This is a genomic window from Kitasatospora sp. NPDC058032, assembly GCF_042885845.1.
Classification (GTDB): domain Bacteria; phylum Actinomycetota; class Actinomycetes; order Streptomycetales; family Streptomycetaceae; genus Kitasatospora.
This window is the reverse complement of sequence record NZ_JBHVRK010000020.1, coordinates 20,414-42,782: the sequence shown is the minus strand read 5'-3', so window position 1 is coordinate 42,782 and position 22,369 is coordinate 20,414. Positions and strand designations below refer to the sequence as shown.

Here is a 22,369-nt window from a genome sequence, read left to right as displayed (position 1 = left end):
CAGCTTCAGCCGGCAACCGACGTCGTCACATCCCGCCAATCATCCCGAGAAGGTGACATTCCCGCCATCGATACCGACGGCTTCCGGACGGTCCTGCACAGATTTCAGCCAGTGCTACCGTATTCAAATTTCGATCACCATCCGATCGTTACGGTTATCCAGCAAGCCGTGCACGCACGACGAATCAACCAGAAGGGCAACTGGACTTGATAGTTCGCCGCATGCTGGCAGTGGCCGCAGTTCTCGCTACCTCGACAGCTGGGGCTGGAATGGCGCAGGCCGCCCCCGAGTCCACCCAACTCTCCGCCGACGGTGTCACGACAATCGAGTTCCGCCAGTCGGCCGAATCCTTGCGTGAATTCTGGACACCCGAGCGTCTGCAGCGCGCAGCAGAGAACGAGCTGCCCGCTCCGGTCGTCACGTTCGAGTCCGCCAAGAGGGCTCACGAGAAGGCACAGAAGAATCAGAGGAAAGTGCGGGAGCATGGCCCCGTGGCGGCGAACGCCGCAGCCCCTACGGGCAGGGCCGCAGTCACGGCCTCGCCGCTCACCACCAACAGCGCAATCGCCGACCTCTCGCGCTCGGACCTGGCGTCGCCGCTCGGATGGCAGGTCAACATCGCGGGCAGGCTCTTCTTCTCGACGGGCGACGGCGGGTACAGTTCATGCACCGCCTCCGCCATCGTGTCAAACAACAAGAACTCGATCTGGACTGCAGGCCACTGCATCCACGGAGGAAAGAATGGGGGATTCTACTCGAACTTCGTTTTTGCCCCCGGATACGATGAAACCGCTCCGTGGGGATACTGGCCCCTTCAGAAAGGCATCGTCTCATCCGCCTGGGCGAACGACAGTGACTTCCACTGGGGCGATGTCGGCGGCGGGATCGTCGCCGCGCCGGAGGCTGGGTACGGAAATCTTCAAGATTGGACCGGAGCCTACGGCTACCGATTCAACAGTGACTCCGATATCGACGACGTCACTTCGCTCGGCTACCCCGTCGACGGGTACAACCGCACGAGCGCAGAGCTCTACAACGGAACCAAGCCGATGTACTGCCACGGCAACGCCGTAGACGCCGGCAACTGGAATCCGCTCGACAACCGCCTCAAGCTTGCCTGCGACATGGGTGGCGGAGCCAGCGGCGGCCCCATGATCATCAACTTCGGTGTCAACAGCCAGATCGTGGGAACGAACAGCCACCGCATCGCCGACGACCATAACCAGTGGGTCGAGAACTACCTCTACTCGTCCAACCACGGAGGAAACGCCGCCGGCGTGATCAACTGGCTCAACGCCAACTGATCAACCCGCAGGACCGTGGGTCCGTGACAGACGTCGCGGACCCACGTCCGCCTCTACTTCCCAGACGGGTGCACTCGTTCCATCAGCGGCGTGGGGGGACTCGTGCGCAGGAGTTCCTCGAATGCGGCCGGATCCTTCACGTATCGCTGCATCTCGGGCGAGAGCGGAAGATCCTCCTGTACGACCACGCCCGCAGAATCGCCGGCCACGGCCACTGCGGTGGCCGTGCCCGCTACGACCAGAACCCCGGCCGTGGCCGCCAGCACCAGGCGAGTCCGCTTCATCATCGCCGCTCCCTCTCCAGGACTCGGGCCAGCTCCGCCGGCCGGGGCGGCCTACGCGGCAACTTCGTTTCCCAACAGGAGAGTAGGCGCCATCAGGTACCTCCGTCGACCCGGTTCGCAGCGACACGCTGTGCCAGTCGACCAGTTGGCAACGGGAACGAGGCATCGCAGAACACCTACGAGTACGCCGCCCACCCGGAAGACGGTCGCCCCGGGCCGGCAGCGTCACCTATGTTGGCGTGATCACCGAGCGAGGAGCGGCAGTTGCGTCACGTCGAAGCCCCGGAGCCGGCCCGGCTCGCCGCCTACGGTTCCATCGCGACCCGCCTGTCGCTGCTCGGCGACCGGCGGCTCGGTGAGGTCGTGGCCGACGCCCGGCCCCTCGGGACCGGCGTCGGCGGCACCTCGGCGGCTCTGGAGGTCGACGGGACGCGGGTGTTCGTCAAGAAGGTGCCGCTGACGGACCTCGAACTCCGCCCGGAGAACGTCCGCTCCACGGCGAACCACTTCGGCCTGCCCACCTTCTACCAGTACGGGATCGGCTCGGCCGGGTTCGGCGCCTGGCGGGAGCTGGCCGCGCACACCATGGCCACCCACTGGGTCCTGGGCGGCGAGTACGACGGCTTCCCGCTGATGTACCACTGGCGCGTGCTGCCCGACACACCGCCCGAGGGCTTCATGGACTACCTCGGCGGCGTCGACGGCGCCGTCGCCCACTGGGACGGTTCCCCGGCCGTGCGCGAACGGCTGGAGGCGATCGGACGGGCCGGCCACAGCCTGGTGCTCTTCCTGGAGCACGTGCCGCAGACGCTCACCGCCTGGCTGCACGAGCAGCGGGACGCGGGCCGGTACGGGTGGGCGGCCGACGCCGTGGCGCGGGGCGCGGCCTTCATGCGCTCGCGCGGGCTCGTGCACTTCGACGCCCACTTCGAGAACCTCCTCACCGACGGCCGCCGCGTCTACTTCGCGGACTTCGGGCTCGCACTCAGCACGGACTTCGAACTCGCCCCGGAAGAACGGCAGTTCTTCGCCCACCACCGCGCCTACGACCGCGACCACACCGTGACCCACCTGCTCCGCCACCACCTCCTCACCCCCTACCGGGGCGACACCGAGCCGACCGCCTTCCTGGAGCAGTGGCTCGCCGGCCGGCGGCCCGACGGCGTCCCGACGGAGGTCGCGGCCATCGTCGACCGGCACGCCCGGACCGCCGTCGTCCTGGGCGGCTTCCAGCGCCGGCTGCTCACCGAGAGCAAGCGCACGCCGTACCCCGCCGCCGAACTCGACCGCGTCACGGCCGACGCCGGGTAGCCCGTTCCCGCGCCTCCGCTACCCTGCCCCGGTGGAGACCGACGATCACCCGGACGACGACGCCGTGTGGGCCCCGCTGTTCGCGCCGCCCGGACCGGGCGCGGAGCTCGTCGAGATATGGCTGGACTGCCTGGTCTTCAACGAGGCCGCCCCGACGGACGTCCACCTCGCCCTCCTCGACGCCGGACACACCGGCCTCCTCCGCCGCAGCAACCTCTCGCCCGCCCGGTGGGACCGTCTGCTCGCCGCCACCGCCGGGCGGGCCGACCACGAGCAGCTGCGGAAGGCGGCCGACGCGGCCCGTGAAGGCGAACCCGCCCCCGAACCCGGCCGCAGCCCGGATTCCGAGCCGCCCGCGACGCCGGAGGGAATCGCCGAACTGGCCGACGCCGTCCCCGACATCGACCCGAGCGACCGGACCTACGCCCTGCCCTGGGTCGCCGCCCTCCACCACGACCCGGCCGCCATGCGGCAGTTGGCCGCCTCGCCGAAGGCCTGGGTCCGCCGCAGCGTCGCCCGCGCCGGCCGGCTGCCCCCGGACGTCGTCGAACTGCTCGCCCAGGACGAGGACTTCGCCGTCCGCCTCTTCCTCACCGAGTCCTGCGACGACGCCCCCGCCGAGCTGCTGCTCGGCCTCTGGGAGGAGGGCTGGACCGGTAGCTTCTCCTTCCCCGGCCGCCCGCTCAACCATCCCCACTTCCCCCGTGACGGCCTGCTCCGCTTCCTCGACGACCCCCGCCCGCACATGCGCCGGCTCGCCCTGGACGACCCCGCGTCCACCGCCGCCGACGCCGAGCGCCTCGCCCGCGACCCGGACCCGATGGTCCGCCGGGAGGCCGCCCACGACCCCCGGCTCTCCCCCGCGACCGTCGCCGCGCTGGCCGCCGACGACGTCTCCTACCTCAACAGCTTCGCCCACCGGCACCCGGCCCTGCCCCCGGCGCTGCTGGCCGCCGCGCTCCGGGACCCGTTCACCGCCGAGGACGCCGCCGTCAACCCGAGCCTGCCGGTGGCCGTCATGCACCGCATGATCGCGGCGGCGGCGAGCGCACGGACCGCCGACGCGCGGTAGCGCGGAGTGGGAAGTCGGACCCGCCGACTTCCCACTCCGCCGACGCTTCTACGAGCGTGCGCCCGGCGCCGCGCACAGGGCGTCGTCGACCAGCTTGCTCATGGCCCGCTCCACGTCCAGCACCTCGTCCGCGGAGGCGGCGCGCACGCCCGACAGCGAGACCGTGACGGTGCGCCGGCCGTCGGCGGTGGCTCCGGTGGCGGTGACCCAGCCGGCGTCGCCGCCCTCGTGGCCCCAGTACCGCCCGCCGCAGGACAGCGGGCGGGAGAACAGCCCCAGGCCGTCGCGGGCGCGCGGCATGAGCTCGCGGAACTCCTGGCCGATCCGGACGGTCCGCTTCATCTGCGCCAGCTGCGCCGGCGGCAGCAGCCGGCCGCCGAGCAGGGCACCGAAGAACCGGTCGAGGTCGGCGGTGGTGGAGACCAGCCCCGCCTCCCCGTTGGTGCCCGAGCCGACCTGCTCGGTGACGTCCACCAGCGGCTCGCCGGGCCCGAAGCTCTGGTAGGTGCGGGCATGCGGCTGGGGCAGCGTGGGGGACGTCCCCGGCCGGAAGGTGTGGTCGAGGCCGAGCGGCCGGGAGATCCGCTCCCCGACCTCCACGTCCCAGGTCTTCCCGGTGACCCGCTCGATGATCATGCCGAGCAGGACGTAGCCGGTGTTGCCGTAGCGCCACTGCTCACCGGGCTCGGAGTCCGGGCGGTGGCCCATCGCCCGGGCGACGATCTGCTCGGGCGTCCAGCTGTCGTACCGGTACCGCTGGAAGTCCTCCGCCGAGGTGTAGTCCGGGTGGTCGTCGTGGAGGCCGCCGGTGTGCTGGAGCAGCTGACGGACGGTGATCGCGCGCCCGTCGTTGCCGTTGCCGGACACCACGCCGGGCAGCCACCGCTCGACCCGGTCGTCCAGCGAGAGCCGGCCCTCGCCGACGAGTTGCAGGACCACGGTGGCCACGAAGGTCTTGGTGACGCTGGCGATCCGGAAGTGGCCGTCGGCCGACACCGGCCGCCCGTCCGCCAGATCGCCGACGCCGCTGGTGACGGTCGCGTTGCCGCCGGCGGAGGTGGTCAGGCGGGCCTGCACGCCCGTCACGCCGAGTGCGGTGATCGCGTCGGCGTCGCGCTGCAGGCGTGCCTCCGGGCGCTCGGCGGCGGCCGTCGCGCCGGGCACGGTGGTGGCGAGGGTCGCCGTCACGACGGCGCCCAGCGCCAGGCTCCGTGCGAAGGATCGCATCGTCGATCGGGTCGTCGATCGGGTCGTCGATCGGGTTGTCTGTCGGATCATCGGTCGGGTCGTCATGGGCGTTGACGGTAGGTCCGGCCGAGGTGCGCCCGCGCTACCGCCCACGGGCGGGAAAACAGGGTGGTGGGCTGTAGTGCCGGGCCCGGTGATCATGCCTCAGACTTGGGCGGATGAAGCACCGGGGGACCGATCGGCTGTCGGCGACGTGGCGCGCGCTGGGCTATCTGCTGGGAAGCCTGGGCGCCGCCGCGCTCGCCCTGGCCGCGCTGCCCGTACTCCTCCTCGTCCCGAGGGCGGCGCGGGCCTGGGCGTCCTGGCACCGCCGCCGCGCCGGCCGGCTGCTGCGCGCACCGGACGACGGTCCCGTCCGGGTCGGGACGTGGCACGCACTCGGGTGGCTGGGCACCTCCGTGGTGAGCGGCCCGGCGTTCGGGCTCGTCGCGGTGGCGTGCGCGGGCAACACGCTGACGACGGCCGTCACCGTGCCCCTGTGGTGGGCGCTGCCCGCCGGCACCCGCGCGGGCGGCTTCGCCGCCGGCGTGCCGCTGACCGGCTGGGGCACCGCGCTGACGTGGGGGACGGCACAGTTCGTCGTACTCGCGGCGCTGACCCTCTGGCTCGTCCCGCTGCTGGCGCGTCTGCACGCCCGGAGCTGTGTGGCGCTGCTCTCCCCCACCGCCGCCGAGCAGCTGGCGCGGCGGGTGGAGACGCTGACCGAGACCCGGGCCGGGGCCATCAACGCGCACGGTCTGGAACTGCGCCGCATCGAACGCGATCTGCACGACGGCACCCAGGCCCGGCTGGTGGCCATCGCGATGCGCCTGGGCCTGGCGCGTGAGCTGCAGGACACCGACCCCCGGATGCTGGCCAGGCTCCTGGAGGAGGCGCACGAGAGCGCCGAGGAGGCCATGACGGAGCTGCGCGCGGTGATCCGGACGATCTACCCGCCGATCCTCGCCGACCGCGGCCTCACCGGGGCCCTGACCTCGCTGGGGAGCCGCTCGGCGATCGACACCACCCTGGAGATCGGCACCCTCGGCACCGTCCCCGCCGCGGTCGAGGCCGTCGCGTACTTCACGGTCGCCGAGGCGCTCACCAACGCCGCCAAGCACAGCCGGGCCACCCGGACCACCGTCCGCGTCGCCCGCGACGGCGACCGGCTGTCGATCGAGGCCTCCGACGACGGGGTCGGCGGCGCCGACGAGACGCGGGGCACCGGCATCGCCGGGATCCGGCACCGCGTCCTGGCGCTCGACGGCACCCTCCGCCTGCACAGCCCCGGCGGCGGCCCGACCACGATCACCGTGAGCCTGCCGTGCGGGTCGTGATCGCCGAGGACAACGTCCTCCTCTCCAACGGGCTGGAACTCCTGCTGACCGCCGCGGGCTTCCAGGTCGCCGCGATCGTCCAGGACGCCCCCGGCTTCCTCGCCGCCGTCGCCGAGCACCGGCCGGACGTCACCATCGTCGACGTCCGGCTGCCACCGGCCTTCCGCGACGAGGGCATCCACGCCGCCATCGAGGCCCGCCGCCGGCACCCCGGCCTGCCCGTGCTGGTCCTCTCCCAGTACGTCGAGCAGCAGTACGCCGGCGAACTGGTCTCCGACGGGCGCGGCGGCGTCGGCTACCTCCTCAAGGACCGGGTGAGCCGGGTGAGCGAGTTCATCGACGCGCTGCGCCGGGTCGCCGCAGGCGGCACCGTGATGGATCCCGAGGTGATCGCCCAGCTCCTCACCCGCCCCGCCCACGACCCGATCGCCGCCCTCACGCCGCGCGAACGCGAAGTCCTCGGCCTGATGGCCGAGGGGAAGGACAACGCCACGCTCGCGACCCGGCTCGTCATCACCGAGAACGCCGTCCACAAGCACATCGGCAACATCTTCGCCAAGCTCGGCCTCTCCCCCGCCGACAGCGGCCACCGCCGCGTCCTCGCCGTCCTCACCTACCTCAGCCGTCACTGACGGCGGCTAGGGTCCCGGTCATGACGACGATGGGAAGTGCGCGGATGCGGCTCGGCGGCGAGGGCGCGTGGGTGGAACTGGCACGGCTCGACGAGGGCAGGTGGCGCGTCGCCGCGGACTGGCACGCATGTCTGACGGCCGACTTCACCACGCACCTGAGCGCCGAGGAGGCCGCGGACTTCGCGGTGCGGGTGCTCGACCGGCTGCGTGCGCCCTCGTCGTCGGGTGGAGGGTTCACGGAACGGGTGACGCCCGGGCGCAACAACCCGCTGACCCTGCGCGCCGAACCCGCCGGGGGCCGGTTCGCGCTCCTCCTGCGGCTGACGCCCCACGGGGACGACGAGGTCTGCCGGTTGCAGCTCGAACTGAACCCGGTGGACACCGAGGAGCTCACCGAACTGTTCGAGGCGCTGCACGTCTCGCTCGGCGGCGGCGACGGCCGGTAGCGCTCCTGCGGAAAATGGCGGGACCGGTGGGCCCGGCGGGGGCAGAATCGGCCCCATGGCGGACATCGAAGCGTTCCGGGACGCGGTCACCGACTGGGCGGCCGGCGGCCCCGGCGGACCGGCGGGTGAGCTGGCCGAGCGCCTGGGCGTGCGGGCGGCCGTACTGGTGGAGGGGCCGAGCGACCTCGCGGCCGTCGAGACGCTGGCCTCCCGGCGGGGCCGGGACCTGGCCGCCGAAGGGGTGTGCGTCGTCTCCATGCGCGGGGCGATGAACGTCGCCCGCTTTGCCGCCCTGCTCGGGCCGCCGGGGCTGGGACTGCGGCTGGCCGGACTCTGCGACGAGAACGAACAGGGCTTCTACGAGCGCGGGTTGCACCGGGCCGGGGCGCCGGGCGAGGGCTTCTTCGTGTGCGTGGCGGACCTGGAGGAGGAGCTGATCCGCGCGCTGGGCGTGGCACGGGTGGCGGAGATCGTCGAGGCCGAGGGCGACCTCCCGGCCTGGCAGACCTTCGTCCGCCAGCCCGCGCACCAGGGCGGACGGCCGGAGGGGCAGTTGCGGCGGTTCCTGGGGACGAAGTCGGGCCGCAAGATCCGCTACGGGCACCTGCTGGTCGGGGCACTGGACGCCGGGCGGGAGCCGGCCCCGCTGCGCGAGCTGCTCGCGCACCTGTGAGACGGCGTCAGAGGTCGACGGCGTCCAGGTGGTAGGTGGTGTCGACCAGGAAACCGCCGGCGTCGGCCTTGACGGTGAGCACGTACTGGCCGGGCGCCAGCGGGTCGAGGGCGCACCACAGGCCCCAGGCGACCCGCGGGATGCCGGTGGCCAGGAAGCGCCTGGAGGCGAACTCGTGCACCTTCAGCGGGACTCCGTTGAGCGCCGCCTCGGCCTGGGAGGCCTCGACCCGCCACGGTGCGGAGGAGAGGCCGAGGGCGATCCGCTGGGTGTTGAAGACCGGGAAGAAGACCGGCTTCCCGGCAGCGATCGGACAGCGGCGCACGACCCGGCCGCCGTAGGTGCCGGCCAGGAACCAGACGTCCGAGGGCTGCCGCCAGCCGGCGAACTCGCCGGTGGTGTCGGCGACCGGGCTGCGCTCCATCGGGGCGGACAGCGCCCACTTCCACCAGCGCGCCGCGAGCTCCGCGCCCCGGCGGGGGTCCACGGTGTCGGCACCGGTCTCGGGGGAGGCGGCCTCGCCCACGTCAGCTCCTCGGGTCCACGCGCGCACCGCACATCGGCCCGCGTGGCGACCCTATCCGGTGGCGCCCGGGCCCTCCCGTGCGGGAGGGCCCGGGGCGGACGGGCTCGTTCGGCCTCGTTCGGCCTCGGACCTCCAGGCGGCGGACGGTGATCGCGCACCGGTCGACCGCGCCCTCCCGGACTCGAACGCCTCAAGGCTCATGTGCGGCCGGTCATGGGTGATCGCGGCGTCTCCCTCTCTGCAGGCTCCTTCGAGGTACAGCAGTCACCGTACGCCGGCGGGCGGTCAGCCGGTGGCGCGGACGTAGATGTCGGCGGCGCCGGGGAGGCCGGCGGGGTCGGGGGCGATGTAGATGCGGCGGGCGCGGGCGGGTGTCGGGGTGACGACGGGGGTGGGGGTGGGGTCGGCGGTGGGGGTCGGGGTGGGCGAGGGGGTGTCCTCCGGGGCCGGGAGGGGCTGCTCGGTGGCGGTGGCGGGGGCGGTGGCGGGGGCGGTTTCGGCTGCGGACCCGGCCTCGGCCTCGGCCTCGGATTCGGATTCGGTGGCCGGGGCGATGTGGCCGGTGGGTTCCGGGGTGGTGGGCTCGGGCTCCGCGGTGGGGGTTTCGTCCGGGAGCGCGGACGGGGCGGCGGACGCGGACGGCGTCGGCGTCGGCGCCGGCGAGGACGGGGAGGCGGACGGGTCGGGGACGCCGACCTCGCGCGCTTCGGCCGGCTCGTCGCCGCCGAGGGCCTCAGCGAGGTCGGCGGGCAGCGGGGTGAGCGCACCGGGGGCGGCCAGGTCGTAGGTGCGCAGGAAGTCGCCGACGCCGACCTCGTGCCCGCCGGCCAGCCGGTAGTGCAGGTAGGCGACGGGCAGGCCGTCCGCGGTGCGCGTGTAGACGGCGCCGACCGGCACGTAGTAGCGGCCGGCGCCCGGGTGCTGGGAGGGGTGGAGGCCGGCCAGCAGTTCGGCGCGGTCGCGGTCGGTCTCGATGGCGCCGCGGCCGACGGTGAGGGCGTTGACGCCCCGGACGGCCAGGGCGGCCAGCACCGATACGAAGATCACCAGGCCGATCGCGACCGTACGGCGCAGCACGGGTCTGCCGTGCAGCGCCGGCCACGAGTCGCTGGGCACGCGTTCCGGCGACAGCCCGCGGTCGGGCCCTCGTTGCCTCACTCTTCCTGCTCCCCCGGTCCGTCGTCGTGGCGGCCAGGCACGGCGCGACCACTCGTAGTGCTCGACGTGGACCCTACGCTCCGAGTTCCGCACCGGACCACCCGGCCCGACCGGCCCCACCGGCCTGTCCCGTACCCGTCAGCCCAGGTACGCCGGGGCGACCGCCGCGTCGAGCAGCCGCCGCGCGGAGCCGGTGCCGTCGGCGGGGACGGTCCACAGGTCGGCGCCGAAGTCGCCCGGCATGGCGTACAGCAGGGTGTGGTCGTCGGACCAGACGGCCTGGTCGTCGATGCTGCGCTGTTCGGCGGTGGGCGTCTCGGTCATGGTGGCGAGGTCCAGGACGTAGAGCCGCCAGGGGGCGTCCTCGGAGGCGCCGGGCACGCGCTTCTTGTAGGCGACCCGGGTGCCGTCCGGGGAGAGCGAGGGGCATTCGACGTTCTGGTGGAGGGTGGTGAGGGTGCGGGCACCCAGGGCGCCGCGGACCAGGTAGGTCTGGCCGCCGGTGGCGACGGTGGCGTAGAAGGCGTCGTCGTCGACGAAGGTCACGCCCCAGATGTTGACGTCGGGCGCGCGGTACGGCTTGCCGTCCTTGATCACGTCGAAGTCCTCCAGGTTCTCCCGGAGGTTCCAGTCCCGGACGTCGACGATCGAGGTGCGGGTGGAGAAGTCGGTGCCCGCGTAGGAGTCGCCGCTCACGAAGACGGTCCAGGCGGCGAGGTGGCCGGAGGGGGAGACCCGGGAGCGGGTGGGGATGCCGGCGACCGGGAAGGAGCGCCGTTCGCGCAGCCGGTCGTCGAGTACGACGGCGCGGTAGGTGTCCTGGAGGGCGCCGCGTTCGGCCTGCAGGCAGATGCCGGTACCGGCGGCGGCGTAGAAGCGCAGGCACTGGACGCCGGAGGAGGTGCGGGGGCCGTCGGGGCGGTCGGCGGGGACGGTGGCGATCTCGTCGCGGTGCGGGCCCCAGGCCATGTTGCGGAAGACCAGCTGCCGGGCGGTGGGGTCCTTGAGGGTGACCTCGCCGGGGGTGACGACGGGGCCGCCGGCCTGGACGCGGTCGCGTTCGGCGGAGCGGTCGGCGGCCCACAGCACGGCGCCGGTGCCGACCGCGCCGAGCAGGACGACGGCGACCAGCAGGATCAGCACCCGGGTGCGGTTGCGGAGGGGGGCGGTGGTCACTTGGGCACCTCGGGGTCGACGGGTCCTTCAACAACGGGGCCTTCGACGGCAGGGCCTTCAAAGGCGGGGTCTTCGACGACGGCGGGCTCGCGCAGCACGAAGGCCGCCCCGGTGACGCAGCCGGCCAGCGCCAGCGCCGACCAGGTCAGCGCGGTGGTACCGCCGACGACGCTCCACAGCGCGCCGAACGCCAGCGAGCAGGCGAACCGGGCGAGCGCCTGCCCGGTGCCGACCAGGGCGAGCCCGGCGCCGCGCTGCCCGGCGGGCACGGTGTCGGCCGCGGCGGCGGCGAGCACGCCGTCGGTGGCGGCGTAGAACGCGCCGTGCAGCAGCAGCACGCAGACCACCGCCGGCAGCCCGTCGAGCGGGGAGAGCAGCAGCCCGTAGGCGGTCAGCAGGACGCCGTGGCCGGCCAGGAACAGCCGGCGGCGCCCGATCCGGTCGGCGAGCGCGCCGAGCGGGACGGCGAGCAGCAGGAAGGCGCCGGCGGTGCCGAGCGGGAGCAGCGGGAAGTACTCGGTGGCGAGGCCGAGCCGGCGCTGCACGAGCAGGTACAGGAAGGAGTCGCTGACGGTGGTGAGGCCGAGCAGCACGGCGCAGACGGTGAGCCGGCGCAGGCCGGGGATGCGCAGCAGGGCGAGCCCGTCGCGCAGCCGGGGGTGGAGGGTCGACGGCTCGTCGGCCCGCAGCCGGTTCGGTACGAAGAGCAGCAGGACGAGCACGCCGAGCACCGCGACGCAGGCGCTGACCGCGAACACCGCGTGGTAGCCCTGCTGTTGGCCGCCGTCGGCGAGCAGCGGGCCGCCGGCCATCCGCAGCACCAGGAAGGCGGTGAGCGGTCCGAGCAGCGCACCGGCCGTGTCCATCGCCCGGTGGACGCCGAACGCCCTTCCGCGGTGGGCGGGTTCGGTGGCGAGCGAGATCATCGCGTCGCGCGGGGCGGTGCGCAGGCCCTTGCCGGTGCGGTCGACGGCGAGCACGGCGCCGATCAGCGGCACGGTGTGGACGAGCAGCAGCAGCGGCTTGCAGAGCGCCGACAGGCCGTAGCCGACGGCGGCGACGGCCTTGTGCCGGGGCGCGCCGTCGCGCCCGCGCCGGTCGGCGAGGTGGCCGCCGGCCAGCCGGACGACGGCGCTGAAGCCGTTCTGGATGCCGTCGAGCAGGCCGAAGCCGAGCGGGGACAGGCCGAGGCCGGTGAGCAGGTAGAGCGGCAGGACGGCGCTGACCATCTCGGACGAGACGTCGGTGACCAGGCTGACCACGCCCAGGACCAGGACGGTGCCGGGGACCGCCGCCCGGGCGGCCCGGCCGGCGGTGGCGCCGTCGGCCGCACGGGTGGCTCCCTCGGCGGCCTCCCGCCGCCCCGGCCGGGTGTCGGCCGGGGCGGCGGGGGCCTTGGAGCTGCGGGAGTCCGCGACGTACACGGGCGTCAGTTCCAGATGCCGGTGATGGTGGCGGCGGAGGCGGCGTTGCCCGCGTGGGTGGTCAGGCCCGCGAGGTCCTCCAGCGTGCGCAGCACGTTGTAGTGGTTGTAGGTGGTGGCGGTGGTGGAGCCCGGGGTGACGTGGGCGCCGTAGAAGACGGTGGGGATGCGGTTGCCGGACAGCTTGTTGTCCTCGTCGAAGGTCATGACGAGGATGCTGTTGTTGTTCTTGGCCCAGGCGGCGTAGGCGCCGAGCTTGTTCTGGATCCAGGTGTCGCCGGTGGAGACCGAGCAGTCGTGCATGTCGTTGCACAGGTCCGGGACGACGAAGGAGACCTTCGGCAGGCTCGCGAAGTTCGTCGGGAACTGCGTCATGGTGTACGCGGTGTTGGTCGGCACGTTGCCGAAGCCGAACCACGGGTTGTGCTTCTGCGCGTACTTGCCGCTGGAACAGGTGGTCGAACCCTGGCTCGGCAGGCCCTCGTTGTAGCTGCCCCAGCTCTGGCCGGCGGCGATCAGCTCGGAGGCGAGGTTGGGCTGGTTGATCGAACCGACCGGCACGCAGCTGTCGTCGGTGCGGCCCTGGTTGGAGCCGGAGAACAGCTGGTAGTAGTTGGGCTCGCTGGGGTGGGTGAGCCCGAACGACTGGGTGAGGGTGGCGCCGCCGGCCTTCAGGGTGTTGTTGATGTACGGCGCGCTGGAGCTGCCGATCACCTGGGTGTAGGCGTGGTTCTCCATGACGACGACGACCACGTGGTCCGGGGTCGGCAGCGCGGCGGCCTGCGCGGCGGTGCCGGTGGCGGCCCACAGGCCGAGCGAGCCGGCGACCAGGGCCAGGCCGGCGGCGGAGGCGGTGAGGGTGCGGCGGCGGGGGCGGCGCGGGGCGGCGCCCCCGGCGACGGGGGTCGTGGCGCTCATGTCAACAGTCTCCTGGTTCTCGGGCATGGTGTCCTCCGTACGTCGGGGGCGGCCGGGTGGGGAGGTGGCCCGGCCGCGCGGGAACTGCCGGGGTGGGAGAGGCCGCCGATCGGGGAACCGGCGGTTTCGGAGCGCCGCAAACAGTAGGAGCGGCGCGGTGGCGCGGGCCTCGGCGGCCACATGAAGAAACGGCGAACAGCGGTGGGTGGCCGAGGACCGCCGCCGGACGCGGGTCACAGGCGTCGCGATTGACCCGTCCGTCACGGGCGTGGTGGGATTTCGGCTGTCCGCGACTGCCGGTACCGGCCTGACCTGGGCATTCCGGGCAGCCGGGGGCGACGGGTTTCGGCCGCCCCGGACGGGCGGGCACCGGGGCCGGTCGGCGTGCGGCCCTCGGGCAGGTGTCGGGCGGGTGGCGTGGTGGAACGGGACGTGAGCAGGGCGTGAGCGTGGAGTGAGAGGACCGGACGGGAACGGTTCGGACGACATCGGTTCCGGCGCGTTGGGCGGTCCGGGTGACGGTGGCGGCGCGGGCGCGGCTCCACCCGGCCGCGGGCGGCTCGTCGTCGGGGTGGGTGTGCGCGGCTCGGCGACCGGGGCGGAGCTGCTGGACCTGATCCGGCGGACGCTCGCCGCAGCCGGGCTGCCGTCCGGCGCCGTCGGCGCGCTCGCCACCCTCGACGGCAAGGGCGGTCACCCCGCCGTCCGCTCGGCCGCGGCGGCGCTCGGTGTGCCGGTGGCCGAGTACCCGGCCGCGGCGCTGGCCGCCGTCCCCGTGCCCAACCCGTCCGGCGCCGTCGGCGACGCGGTCGGGACGGCCAGCGTGGCCGAGGCGGCGGCGCTGACGGGGGCCGGCGGCGGGCGGGCCGAGCTCGTCGTCCCCAAACGGAGGTCGGCCGCCGCGACGGTGGCCGTCGCCCGCGTCCCGCGGCCGTCGGTGGCCCACCGCCGTCCGCAGCCCCGGCAGAACCCAGGAGAGCAGCCGTGACCCCCCACTCCCCCGCCGAAGGCGCCCGCACCGAGGACGCCCCGGGCGAGCCCGACCTGCGCCACCACGGTGACGCCGAGGTGCGCGCCGACGGCGCCGGACTCGTCGACCTCGCCGTCAACGTCCGCACCGGCACGCCCCCGGACTGGCTGCGCGCACGCCTCGCCGCCACCCTCGCCGACCTCGCCGCCTACCCCGACGGCGCCGCCGCCCGGGCCGCGGTCGCCGAGCGGCACGGCCGGCCGGTGGCGGAGGTGCTGCTCACCTCGGGTGCCGCCGAGGCCTTCGTCCTGCTGGCGCGCGTGCTGACACCTCGTCACATCGTGGTCGTTCACCCGCAGTTCACCGAGCCGGAGGCCGCGCTGCGGGACGCCGGACACTCGGTGCGGCGGGTCCTGCTCTCCGCCGCGGAGGGCTTCCGGCTGACCGAGGGAGCGGTACCGGAGGAGGCCGACCTGGTCGTGCTCGGCAACCCCACCAACCCCACCTCCGTGCTCCACCCGGCCGCCACCGTCGCCGCCCTGGCCCGGCCGGGGCGCACCCTGGTGATCGACGAGGCGTTCATGGACACCGTGCCCGGGGAGCGCGCATCCCTCGCCGGCGCGAGGGACCTGCCGGGCCGGGTGGTCGTCCTGCGCAGCCTCACCAAGACCTGGGGGCTGGCCGGCCTGCGGATCGGCTATGTGCTCGGCCCGGCGCCGCTGATCGCCGAGCTGGCCGCGGCCCAGCCGCTCTGGCCGGTCTCCACCCCGGCGCTGGTGGCCGCCGAGGCCTGCTCGGCCCCGGCCGCACTCGCCGAGGCGGAGGAGGCCGCACAGGAACTCGCCCTGCGGCGCGACCACCTGCTGAAGGGCCTGGCCGCCTTCCCAGCCGTCCGGGTGCACGGCGAGCCGGCGGCGTCCTTCCTGCTGGTCGAACTGCCCGGCGCCGACGCCGTCCGCGCCCGGCTGCGCGCCCTGGGCTTCGCCGTCCGCCGGGGCGACACCTTCCCCGGCCTCGGCCCGGACTGGCTGCGCATCGCCGTCCGGGACGAGCCCACCACCGACCGTTTCCTGACCGCCCTGGCGCAGGCTCTCGACGGCTGACGCCCGGCCGCCGCGGTCAGCGCAGCAGCACCACCGGGTCGCCGACCGCGACCCGGCCCGGAGCCAGCACCCGGGCGTACACGCCGACGCAGGGCAGCGCGGGCATGCCCGGCAGCGGGACGCGGCGGTTGCGCTCGGCGAGCGTGCGCAGCGCCGCCGCCGAGCGCGGCAGCCCGGGGCCGTGCGCGAGGGTGGGGACGGCGCAGCGCGGCGTCGCCGTGACGACCCGCAGCCGCAGCCGCGGCCCGATCGCCAGCTCGCCCTCCACCCAGCCGTTCTCGACGAAGCCGGGGGCCGGGTCGAGGGTCCGGACCACCACGTTCGGACGGTACCGCTCGGCCGCGACGCCGTCCGCCGCGGCGAGCGCGGCGGTGGTGAGCAGGTGGAGCGGCGCGAAGTCGAAGAAGGTGCCGGGCGGCGCGCCGCGCCCCAGCTCACTGACGGTGAACCCGACCTCGGCGCGCGGACCGTGTTCCAGGACCTCCTCCGGGACGGACCGCTCGACGCTCGCGCCCGGCGGCGGCTCGTCCACCAGCCGGACCTTGCGCCCCAGCCGCTCCGACAGCCCGCGCTCGTCGACGACGGCGCCGTCCGGGCCGGTGACCACCACCTCACCGCCGGTCCCGGTCCGGGCGGTGAACCCGAGCACGCCCGCCCACAGACGCGGGTGCTTGGCGCTCACCACCCGCCCGGTGTCGACGTCCAGCAGCGCGTACGCGCGGTCGCCGCGAATGCCGCGCTCCGTCACGGACGCCTCGCGGAGCTCCTCGCCGAGCATCGACTTCACGGGGTGCCGCCGCAGCCGCTCCACCGTGCCGACCCTCACGCCCCGACCTCCAACTCGGCGTGCGCCCAGCCCCGCAGGGTGGCGAAGTCCTCGTCCCGCAGCCCGATCCTGGGGTCGATCCGCAGGGTCGCCGCGGGTCCGGGGTGGTGAGCCGCTATCCACTCGGTGTCCTGCGGCCCCAGCTCGTCGTCCACCCAGACGAACGGCCGCCCGGCCGCCCAGTCGACCAGCACACGGGTCTTCCAGTGCAGGCCGTCGGGCTCCTCCTGGTCGATCCGCGGCCAGGGCACGTACGGGAGTTCGGGCAGGCCGACCAGTGGGGCGATCAAGGTGTTGGCCTCGTGCTGCCAGGCGGTCGCCCAGACCAATGCGAAGGGCAGGTCCAGCAGTTCCGGCCCGTGCCCCGGGTTGAGCCAGAGCCGGAGCGGCTCGACCTCCTCGGCCGGCCGACCGGGGAACCGGTTCCGCCGGAAGTCGGGGCGGAGGTGGTGCGTCCGGTAGCCGGCGGGCTGTTCCTGCGGCACGGCGGCGTACGGGTTCAGCGGGCCGTCGACGTCGAGGAGGAGCAACGGGAGTTCGGTCATGGGGTCGATCGTCCCGCGTGACGGGGGCGTTGACCATCGCTTATCGGCGCATCGGTCTGGGACAGGATCGGGATGTTTCCCGCACCCGGCCGTGAACGATCCCGTCGTACGGTCGTGCTGCGCCGGTGAACGACACCGGTGGTCAGCACTCTGGGGGATCCCGCATGCGCTCGCGCCGACTCGCTCTCACCGCCCTCGCCGTCGCGGCGCTCGCCGTCACCGCCACCGCGTGCGGGCCGGAGAACAGCGACGCCGCCGCGCCCGCGTCGAGCCCGGCCGTGACCACCGTACCCTCCGCTCCCGCCACCCCCTCCGCGGCCGCGCCGACGGCCACCGCCGCGGCACCGTCCGCCACCACCAAGCCCTCGGCGACCGCCTCCACCGCCACCTCCGCGCCCTCCTCTCCCGCCGCCTCCGGCCAGGCCGCCGGCAGCTGCGGTGCCAAGGACCTCGTGCTCACCGCCAAGGCCGAGTCCCAGGCCGGCGGCTACATCCTGATCGCCGCCAAGGCCAAGCCCGGCGTGACCTGCACGCTCCCGGCCCGGCCCCCGGTCATCGCCTTCGGCTCACGCGGCATCGAGGCGTCCAAGGCCGAGCAGGGCGTCAGCCAGCCGATCAAGCTCAGCGGCTCGGACACCGCCTACGCGGGCGTCATGACGAAGACCACCAAGGACAACCAGGCGGTCCAGTTCACCGACATCATCGTGGGCATCGGCAACCCGGACCCCGACCCGGTCAGCCTGCCGATCGGCCCGACCAACGTCGACAAGCCGATCGTCACCAACTGGCACAACCTGCCCGAGAACGCCGTGCCCGTCCACTGAGAAATCCGCTGGTCGCGCGGCCGGATCCCTGCTTGGATCCGGCCATGACCAGTGACACCGGAGTGCCGGACGGCTACGAGATCTCCACCGACCCCGCGCGCCTCGACGCCGCCCTGATCCACCGGTGGCTGTCCCAGGACGCCTACTGGGCGATCGGCCGCAGCCGCGAGAAGCAGGACCGGGCGATCGACGCCTCGCTCAACTTCGGTCTCTACGAGCAGGCTTCGGGCAACCAGGTCGGCTACGCGCGGGTGGTCACCGACCGCGCCACCTTCGCCTGGCTGTGCGACGTCTACGTCGCCCCGGCCGCCCGCGGCCGCGGCCTCGGCACCGCCCTGGCCGCCGCCGTCCGCGACGGGCTCGCCGAGCACGGCCTGCGCCGCGTCCTGCTCGCCACCGCGGACGCCCACGGGGTCTACGCGAAGGTCGGCTTCGAGGCCATGGCCAAGCCCGAGAAGTGGATGGTCCTGGGCGAGCAGTAGGCGCCGGCCGGCCGGGCCCTACTGCCCCGGCCGGCTCCACAGACCCCGGGCGGCCAGCACCGGCAGCACACCCTCGCCGAACCAGTACGCCTCCTCCAGGTGCGGCATCCCGCTGAGCACGAACTCGTCGATGCCCAACTCGTGGTACTCGGTGACGAGGTCGGCCACCTCCCGGTGGCTGCCCACCAGCGCCGTCCCGGCCCCGCCGCGCAGCAGCCCGATGCCCGCCCACAGCCCGGGGTACACCTCCAGCCGCTCCGCCGAGCCCCCGTGCAGCGCCAGCATCCGGCGCTGCCCCACCGACTCGCTGCGGGCCAGCGCCCGTTGGGTCTCCCGGACGCGCTGCGGGTCCATCGCCGCCAGCAGCCGCTCGGTCTCCGCCCACGCCTGCGCCGAGGTGTCCCGGGTGATCACGTGCAGCCGGATCCCGAACCGCACCGTCCGCCCCTGCCGCTCGGCGAGTTCACGGATCCAGGCGATCTTCTCCCGCACCTGCGCGGGCGGCTCGCCCCAGGTGAGGTACACGTCCGCGTACCGGGCGGCGACCTCGCCCGCCGCCGGGGACGACCCGCCGAAGTACACCGGCGGCACCGGATCCGGCAGCCGGTTCAACTCGGCCCGCTCCACCCGCAGGTGGACACCGTCGTGGTCGACGCTCTCCCCCGCCCAGAGCCGCCGCACGACCGACAGGAACTCCCCGGTGCGGGCGTAGCGCGCGTCCTTGTCCAGGAAGTCCCCGTACGCGCGCTGCTCCGCCGACTCCCCGCCGGTCACCACGTTCAGCAACAGCCGCCCGCCGGAGTGCCGTTGGTACGTCGCCGCCATCTGCGCCGCCAGTGTCGGCGCGATCTGCCCGGGCCGGAACGCCACCAGGTACTTGAGCCGCTCGGTCACCTGGGTGAGCATCGCCGTCGTCAGCCAGGCGTCCTCGCACCACGCCCCGGCCGGCGTCAGCGCCCCCTCGAACCCCAACTGCTCGGCGCTGCGGGCGATCTGCCCCAGATACCCGAGGGACGGCGGCCGGTCGCCCCCGGCGGCACCGGGCGTCGACCCGTGCCCGCCGCCGACGACGTGCCGGCTGTCACCGTTGGTGGGCAGGAACCAGTGGAACGTCATGGTCATGAACACACACTCCGCTGCGGGAAGAGCCGTCTGAAAGGACCAACACCGGGACGCTCACCGACGACAGGCGGCCGCCCACACTCTCCCCAGGTCCACGTGCAATCGACGCACGAGCCCCCCGGGCACCCCAGCAGCAGAAACGTTCACGTCCGCCATTCTCCGCCCGGCCCCACCCCTCGATCAAGAGAGCCGACCGACCCCGCCCCTGTCATCGGACCGGTGACGACGGGTTGGAGCTCGGGGTCGAGCGGGACTTCCGGCTTCCCGAGGGGGCGGGCCACGACGCGGTGGTGCGGGCGCCGGCCGGGCACCTGGCGGAGGATCCGGACGCGCCATGACGGCCGCAGGGCCTCCCCGGTGAGGTGGGGAGGCCCTGCGGACGTGCGGGGTGGTGCTACCGGCGGAGCGGGATCAGACCAGGCCGGCCTTCTCCAGGGCGGCGCAGCAGGTGTTGATCAGCAGGCGGGTGACGACGTAGGGGTCGACGTTGGCGTTCGGGCGGCGGTCCTCGATGTAGCCCTTCTGGTCCACCTCGACCTGCCACGGGATGCGGACCGACGCGCCGCGGTTGGAGACGCCGTAGGAGTAGACGTTCCACGGGGCGGTCTCGTGCTTGCCGGTCAGGCGGGACTCGATGTCGGCGCCGTACTGGGTGACGTGCTCCAGGACCTTCTCCTGGGAGGTGCCGAGCGACTCGCAGGCGGTGATGATCGCGTCGTAGTTCTCGCGCATCGCCTTGGTGGAGAAGTTGGTGTGCGCGCCGGCGCCGTTCCAGTCGCCGCGGACCGGCTTCGGGTCGAGGGTGGCGTCGATGCCGAACTCCTCGGCGGTGCGGTAGAGCAGGTAGCGGGCGATCCACATGTCGTCGGAGACGGTCAGGGCGTCGACCGGGCCGATCTGGAACTCCCACTGGCCGGGCATGACCTCGGCGTTGATGCCGCAGATGGCCAGGCCGGCGTCGATGCAGCGGTCGAGGTGCAGCTCGACGATCTCGCGGCCGAAGACCTCCTCGGCGCCGACGCCGCAGTAGTAGCCGCCCTGCGGGGCCGGGTAGCCGCCCTCGGGGAAGCCGAGCGGGCGGGAGCCCTTGAAGAAGGTGTACTCCTGCTCGATGCCGAAGATCGACTCCTGCGCCTCGTACTGCTCGGCGACGGCGCGCAGCAGGGCGCGGCTGTTGGACTCGTGCGGGGTGCCGTCGGTCTCGTGGACCTCGCAGAGGACGAGGATGTGGTCGCCGCCGCGGATCGGGTCCGGGGTGACGCGCACCGGCGTCAGCACCCGGTCCGAGGCGTGGCCCTCGGCCTGGCTGGTGGAGGAACCGTCGAAGCCCCAGGTGGGGATCTTGTCCGCGTTCGGCAGGACACGAGTCTTGGAGCGGAGCTTGGCGGTCGGCTTGGTGCCGTCGATCCAGATGTACTCGGCCTTGATTGCCACGGCGGTGTACCTCGCAAACTGAGTGGTGGGTGCCCGCGTAGCGTTGCAAGCCGCCGTTTCCCGGTTGTTCCTCTTGTGTAACGCGCATGTGAACCAACCGTCCGCATTGGCACGGTCACGGTGCGGGAGTGCCGCGGGTGGCACTCCCGCATCCGTGGGGGTCCGGGGGTGGGCTCCGGGGCGAGCCCGGGGGCCTCAGTGCCGGCGGGCGTGGGCCGGGGCGGCGGCCCGGCGGCGGCGGGTGGCCCAGAGGGCGCAGCCGCCTCCGGCGACCAGGGCGGCGGCCCCGGCGGCGAGCCGGCCGGTGGCGTCGTTGCCGCCGGTGGAGGCGAGGCTGTCGGGCGCGGCGGGGTTGGCGGAGCCGGAAGCGGAGGCGGCGGGGGCCGCGGTCCGGCGGGCGGTGGCGGAGGAGGAGCCAGAGGCAGAGGCAGGGGCGGTGGCAGCGGCGGCAGTAGCGGTGGCGGACGGGGTGGTGTCCGCGACGGGCTGCGCGGCCGGGGTCTGCGTGACCGCGGTCGCGGGGGTGGCCGACGCGGTGGCGGTGGGCGTCGGGGCGGCCGGCACGGGCTTCTCGCAGCTCACCGAGGCGACCTTGACGGTGCCGGTGACCTTGGCGACGTTGAGGTTGAGCGGGTCCACCGCCACCTGGACCTCCAGGGCGGAGGCGGCGGCCGTCGTCGAGGTGGTGGTCTTCTTGGAGAACTCCACCGACACGCTGCCGACCAGCGGCACGTCCACCTTGGTCGGCCCGTACAGGCTGAGCGTGACCGGCTTGCCGAGGACGGTGAGCCCGACGGGTGCGACCACGTCGGCGGTGGGCTGCCCGTCGACGGGGCAGGTGGCGGTGGCGCTGAGCGCCTTCAGGCCGAGCAGGGTGGTCCCGGGCAGGCCGGGCGCGTGCACATCGGCGTCGGCGAGCGTGACGGAGGCGGTGGCGCCCTTGGCGTCGACCTTGGTCACCGACTTGCCGACGTCGGCCTTGACCAGGGTGACCGGGCCGGACTGGTCGACGCCGTCGACCGTGGCGGTGAGGACGGTGCCCTCGCGCTGCGCCGGGGACTCGACCTTGTTGAGCGAGACGTCCACCGGGACGTCCACGGCGTTGCTCAACAACCGGACGTCCAGGTCGAGTTCGGCGGTCACGGCGCGTGCCCTGCCCGGCGCGGAGGCCGGGGCGGACGGCGAGGACTCGGCGGCCCCGGCGGGCGGCACGGTGAGAACGGTGAGAGCGGTGCAGGCCAGCACGGCGGCGGCTGCGGAAACGATTCGTCGAGAAGACATGGTGGTACCCCCCACGGCTGAATGGATGAGCCGCCAGTCTTCTCAAACGATCCGTCACATGAGTCGCACAGAGCGTCATTTCACCCGTTGGGGTGAAGTTGATGCTCTGCGCTGACCCGCTTCTGCTAGGGCGCGCGAGGCACGCCCCGGCCGGGGAGTCGCTCACCCACATCCGGTCGAGCGGACGCTCGGGCTCCTCCACAGCATCCGCACGACGGGACCCCGCCCCGGGGGGGGCGGGGGGTCCAGTGGGGCGGGGGCGGGGGGGCGGGAGGGCGACAACGTGGCGTGGGGC

At 73.8% G+C, this 22,369-nt stretch carries 23 protein-coding genes; 11 read left to right on the top strand and 12 right to left on the bottom strand.

The window, feature by feature from the left end; genetic code table 11:
* Positions 1-221 precede the first annotated feature (221 nt).
* Positions 222-1,304 carry a trypsin-like serine peptidase gene (locus ACFVUH_RS27440; protein ID WP_387915908.1) on the top strand — a complete coding sequence of 361 codons (1,083 nt, stop codon included), beginning with the start codon at positions 222-224 and terminating at the stop codon, positions 1,302-1,304.
* Between the two features lie 53 nt (positions 1,305-1,357).
* Here ACFVUH_RS27440 and ACFVUH_RS27435 read toward each other — a convergent pair whose 3' ends face one another.
* Entirely contained in the window at positions 1,358-1,591 is a 234-nt protein-coding gene (locus ACFVUH_RS27435) for a hypothetical protein (RefSeq protein ID WP_355370494.1), read from the bottom strand.
* Between the two features lie 261 nt (positions 1,592-1,852).
* On the opposite strand from ACFVUH_RS27435, the gene ACFVUH_RS27430 reads away from it, so the two are divergent.
* Entirely contained in the window at positions 1,853-2,899 is a 1,047-nt protein-coding gene (locus tag ACFVUH_RS27430; protein ID WP_387915905.1) for a protein kinase family protein, read from the top strand.
* 31 nt (positions 2,900-2,930) lie between these two features.
* Positions 2,931-3,971, top strand: a complete 1,041-nt coding sequence (locus tag ACFVUH_RS27425) for a hypothetical protein (protein WP_387915904.1) — start codon at positions 2,931-2,933, stop codon at positions 3,969-3,971.
* Between the two features lie 48 nt (positions 3,972-4,019).
* Here ACFVUH_RS27425 and ACFVUH_RS27420 read toward each other — a convergent pair whose 3' ends face one another.
* Entirely contained in the window at positions 4,020-5,198 is a 1,179-nt protein-coding gene (locus ACFVUH_RS27420) for a serine hydrolase domain-containing protein (RefSeq protein WP_387915902.1), read from the bottom strand.
* Positions 5,199-5,377: 179 nt separating this feature from the next.
* Between ACFVUH_RS27420 and ACFVUH_RS27415 the strand changes: the two genes are divergently transcribed.
* The 4 genes from ACFVUH_RS27415 to ACFVUH_RS27400 are packed head-to-tail and all read left to right on the top strand — an operon-like array spanning position 5,378 to position 8,286.
* Entirely contained in the window at positions 5,378-6,535 is a 1,158-nt protein-coding gene (locus ACFVUH_RS27415; protein WP_387915900.1) for a sensor histidine kinase, read from the top strand.
* Positions 6,523-7,167 (top strand): response regulator, encoded by a 645-nt coding sequence (locus ACFVUH_RS27410; RefSeq protein WP_380686153.1) that lies wholly within the window; start codon positions 6,523-6,525, stop codon positions 7,165-7,167. The genes ACFVUH_RS27415 and ACFVUH_RS27410 overlap by 13 nt, the downstream gene beginning before the upstream one ends.
* A 20-nt stretch (positions 7,168-7,187) precedes the next feature.
* Entirely contained in the window at positions 7,188-7,613 is a 426-nt protein-coding gene (locus tag ACFVUH_RS27405) for a hypothetical protein (RefSeq protein ID WP_387915898.1), read from the top strand.
* 55 nt (positions 7,614-7,668) lie between these two features.
* Complete coding sequence (locus ACFVUH_RS27400) at positions 7,669-8,286, top strand: TOPRIM nucleotidyl transferase/hydrolase domain-containing protein (protein WP_387915897.1); 618 nt, start codon at positions 7,669-7,671, stop codon at positions 8,284-8,286.
* Between the two features lie 7 nt (positions 8,287-8,293).
* On the opposite strand, the gene ACFVUH_RS27395 is transcribed toward ACFVUH_RS27400, so the two are convergent.
* The 5 genes from ACFVUH_RS27395 to ACFVUH_RS27375 all read right to left on the bottom strand — a co-directional run bounded on the left by ACFVUH_RS27395 (position 8,294) and on the right by ACFVUH_RS27375 (position 13,487).
* On the bottom strand, positions 8,294-8,812 hold the full coding sequence (locus ACFVUH_RS27395; RefSeq protein WP_387915895.1) for a hypothetical protein: 519 nt from the start codon (positions 8,810-8,812) through the stop codon (positions 8,294-8,296).
* A 285-nt stretch (positions 8,813-9,097) separates the two neighbouring features.
* On the bottom strand, positions 9,098-9,928 hold the full coding sequence (locus ACFVUH_RS27390; protein ID WP_387915893.1) for a hypothetical protein: 831 nt from the start codon (positions 9,926-9,928) through the stop codon (positions 9,098-9,100).
* Between the two features lie 180 nt (positions 9,929-10,108).
* Positions 10,109-11,146, bottom strand: coding sequence for a TolB family protein (locus ACFVUH_RS27385; protein ID WP_387915891.1), 1,038 nt, complete (start codon positions 11,144-11,146; stop codon positions 10,109-10,111).
* Positions 11,143-12,570 (bottom strand): MFS transporter, encoded by a 1,428-nt coding sequence (locus tag ACFVUH_RS27380; RefSeq protein WP_387915889.1) that lies wholly within the window; start codon positions 12,568-12,570, stop codon positions 11,143-11,145. Before ACFVUH_RS27380 ends, ACFVUH_RS27385 begins: the two co-directional genes overlap by 4 nt.
* Positions 12,571-12,575: 5 nt before the next feature.
* Complete coding sequence (locus tag ACFVUH_RS27375) at positions 12,576-13,487, bottom strand: alkaline phosphatase family protein (RefSeq protein ID WP_387915887.1); 912 nt, start codon at positions 13,485-13,487, stop codon at positions 12,576-12,578.
* 571 nt (positions 13,488-14,058) lie between these two features.
* Between ACFVUH_RS27375 and ACFVUH_RS27370 the strand changes: the two genes are divergently transcribed.
* Together ACFVUH_RS27370 and cobC are read left to right on the top strand one after the other, a co-directional pair.
* Positions 14,059-14,475, top strand: coding sequence for a cobalamin biosynthesis protein (locus tag ACFVUH_RS27370; protein WP_387915885.1), 417 nt, complete (start codon positions 14,059-14,061; stop codon positions 14,473-14,475).
* Entirely contained in the window at positions 14,472-15,560 is a 1,089-nt protein-coding gene (cobC, locus tag ACFVUH_RS27365) for an Rv2231c family pyridoxal phosphate-dependent protein CobC (protein WP_387915883.1), read from the top strand. The genes ACFVUH_RS27370 and cobC overlap by 4 nt, the downstream gene beginning before the upstream one ends.
* 16 nt (positions 15,561-15,576) lie before the next feature.
* Here cobC and ACFVUH_RS27360 read toward each other — a convergent pair whose 3' ends face one another.
* Together ACFVUH_RS27360 and ACFVUH_RS27355 are read right to left on the bottom strand one after the other, a co-directional pair.
* Entirely contained in the window at positions 15,577-16,386 is an 810-nt protein-coding gene (locus ACFVUH_RS27360; protein ID WP_355370458.1) for an MOSC domain-containing protein, read from the bottom strand.
* Positions 16,383-16,931 (bottom strand): hypothetical protein, encoded by a 549-nt coding sequence (locus tag ACFVUH_RS27355; RefSeq protein WP_387915881.1) that lies wholly within the window; start codon positions 16,929-16,931, stop codon positions 16,383-16,385. The genes ACFVUH_RS27360 and ACFVUH_RS27355 overlap by 4 nt, the downstream gene beginning before the upstream one ends.
* Before the next feature lie 164 nt (positions 16,932-17,095).
* Between ACFVUH_RS27355 and ACFVUH_RS27350 the strand changes: the two genes are divergently transcribed.
* Positions 17,096-17,755, top strand: coding sequence for a hypothetical protein (locus ACFVUH_RS27350; RefSeq protein ID WP_387915879.1), 660 nt, complete (start codon positions 17,096-17,098; stop codon positions 17,753-17,755).
* 44 nt (positions 17,756-17,799) lie between these two features.
* Positions 17,800-18,237, top strand: a complete 438-nt coding sequence (locus ACFVUH_RS27345) for a GNAT family N-acetyltransferase (protein ID WP_387915878.1) — start codon at positions 17,800-17,802, stop codon at positions 18,235-18,237.
* An 18-nt stretch (positions 18,238-18,255) separates the two neighbouring features.
* On the opposite strand, the gene ACFVUH_RS27340 is transcribed toward ACFVUH_RS27345, so the two are convergent.
* From ACFVUH_RS27340 to ACFVUH_RS27330, 3 genes are all read right to left on the bottom strand, one after another.
* Entirely contained in the window at positions 18,256-19,359 is a 1,104-nt protein-coding gene (locus ACFVUH_RS27340; RefSeq protein WP_355370446.1) for an LLM class flavin-dependent oxidoreductase, read from the bottom strand.
* A 411-nt stretch (positions 19,360-19,770) separates the two neighbouring features.
* Complete coding sequence (gene glnII / locus ACFVUH_RS27335) at positions 19,771-20,793, bottom strand: glutamine synthetase GlnII (RefSeq protein ID WP_355370443.1); 1,023 nt, start codon at positions 20,791-20,793, stop codon at positions 19,771-19,773.
* 195 nt (positions 20,794-20,988) lie between these two features.
* Complete coding sequence (locus ACFVUH_RS27330) at positions 20,989-22,074, bottom strand: LAETG motif-containing sortase-dependent surface protein (protein WP_387915876.1); 1,086 nt, start codon at positions 22,072-22,074, stop codon at positions 20,989-20,991.
* Between the last annotated feature and the right edge of the window lie 295 nt (positions 22,075-22,369).

Coding starts and splice junctions, on each gene's coding strand:
- ACFVUH_RS27330 (WP_387915876.1), bottom strand. CDS start 22,074: ATGTCTTCTCGACGAATCGTTTCCGCAGCCGCCGCCGTGCTGGCCTGC.
- ACFVUH_RS27415 (WP_387915900.1), top strand. CDS start 5,378: ATGAAGCACCGGGGGACCGATCGGCTGTCGGCGACGTGGCGCGCGCTG.
- ACFVUH_RS27420 (WP_387915902.1), bottom strand. CDS start 5,198: ATGCGATCCTTCGCACGGAGCCTGGCGCTGGGCGCCGTCGTGACGGCG.
- ACFVUH_RS27355 (WP_387915881.1), bottom strand. CDS start 16,931: ATGACCGAACTCCCGTTGCTCCTCCTCGACGTCGACGGCCCGCTGAAC.
- ACFVUH_RS27400 (WP_387915897.1), top strand. CDS start 7,669: ATGGCGGACATCGAAGCGTTCCGGGACGCGGTCACCGACTGGGCGGCC.
- ACFVUH_RS27435 (WP_355370494.1), bottom strand. CDS start 1,591: ATGATGAAGCGGACTCGCCTGGTGCTGGCGGCCACGGCCGGGGTTCTG.
- ACFVUH_RS27440 (WP_387915908.1), top strand. CDS start 222: ATGCTGGCAGTGGCCGCAGTTCTCGCTACCTCGACAGCTGGGGCTGGA.
- ACFVUH_RS27405 (WP_387915898.1), top strand. CDS start 7,188: ATGACGACGATGGGAAGTGCGCGGATGCGGCTCGGCGGCGAGGGCGCG.
- ACFVUH_RS27350 (WP_387915879.1), top strand. CDS start 17,096: ATGCGCTCGCGCCGACTCGCTCTCACCGCCCTCGCCGTCGCGGCGCTC.
- ACFVUH_RS27340 (WP_355370446.1), bottom strand. CDS start 19,359: ATGACCATGACGTTCCACTGGTTCCTGCCCACCAACGGTGACAGCCGG.
- ACFVUH_RS27345 (WP_387915878.1), top strand. CDS start 17,800: ATGACCAGTGACACCGGAGTGCCGGACGGCTACGAGATCTCCACCGAC.
- ACFVUH_RS27375 (WP_387915887.1), bottom strand. CDS start 13,487: ATGAGCGCCACGACCCCCGTCGCCGGGGGCGCCGCCCCGCGCCGCCCC.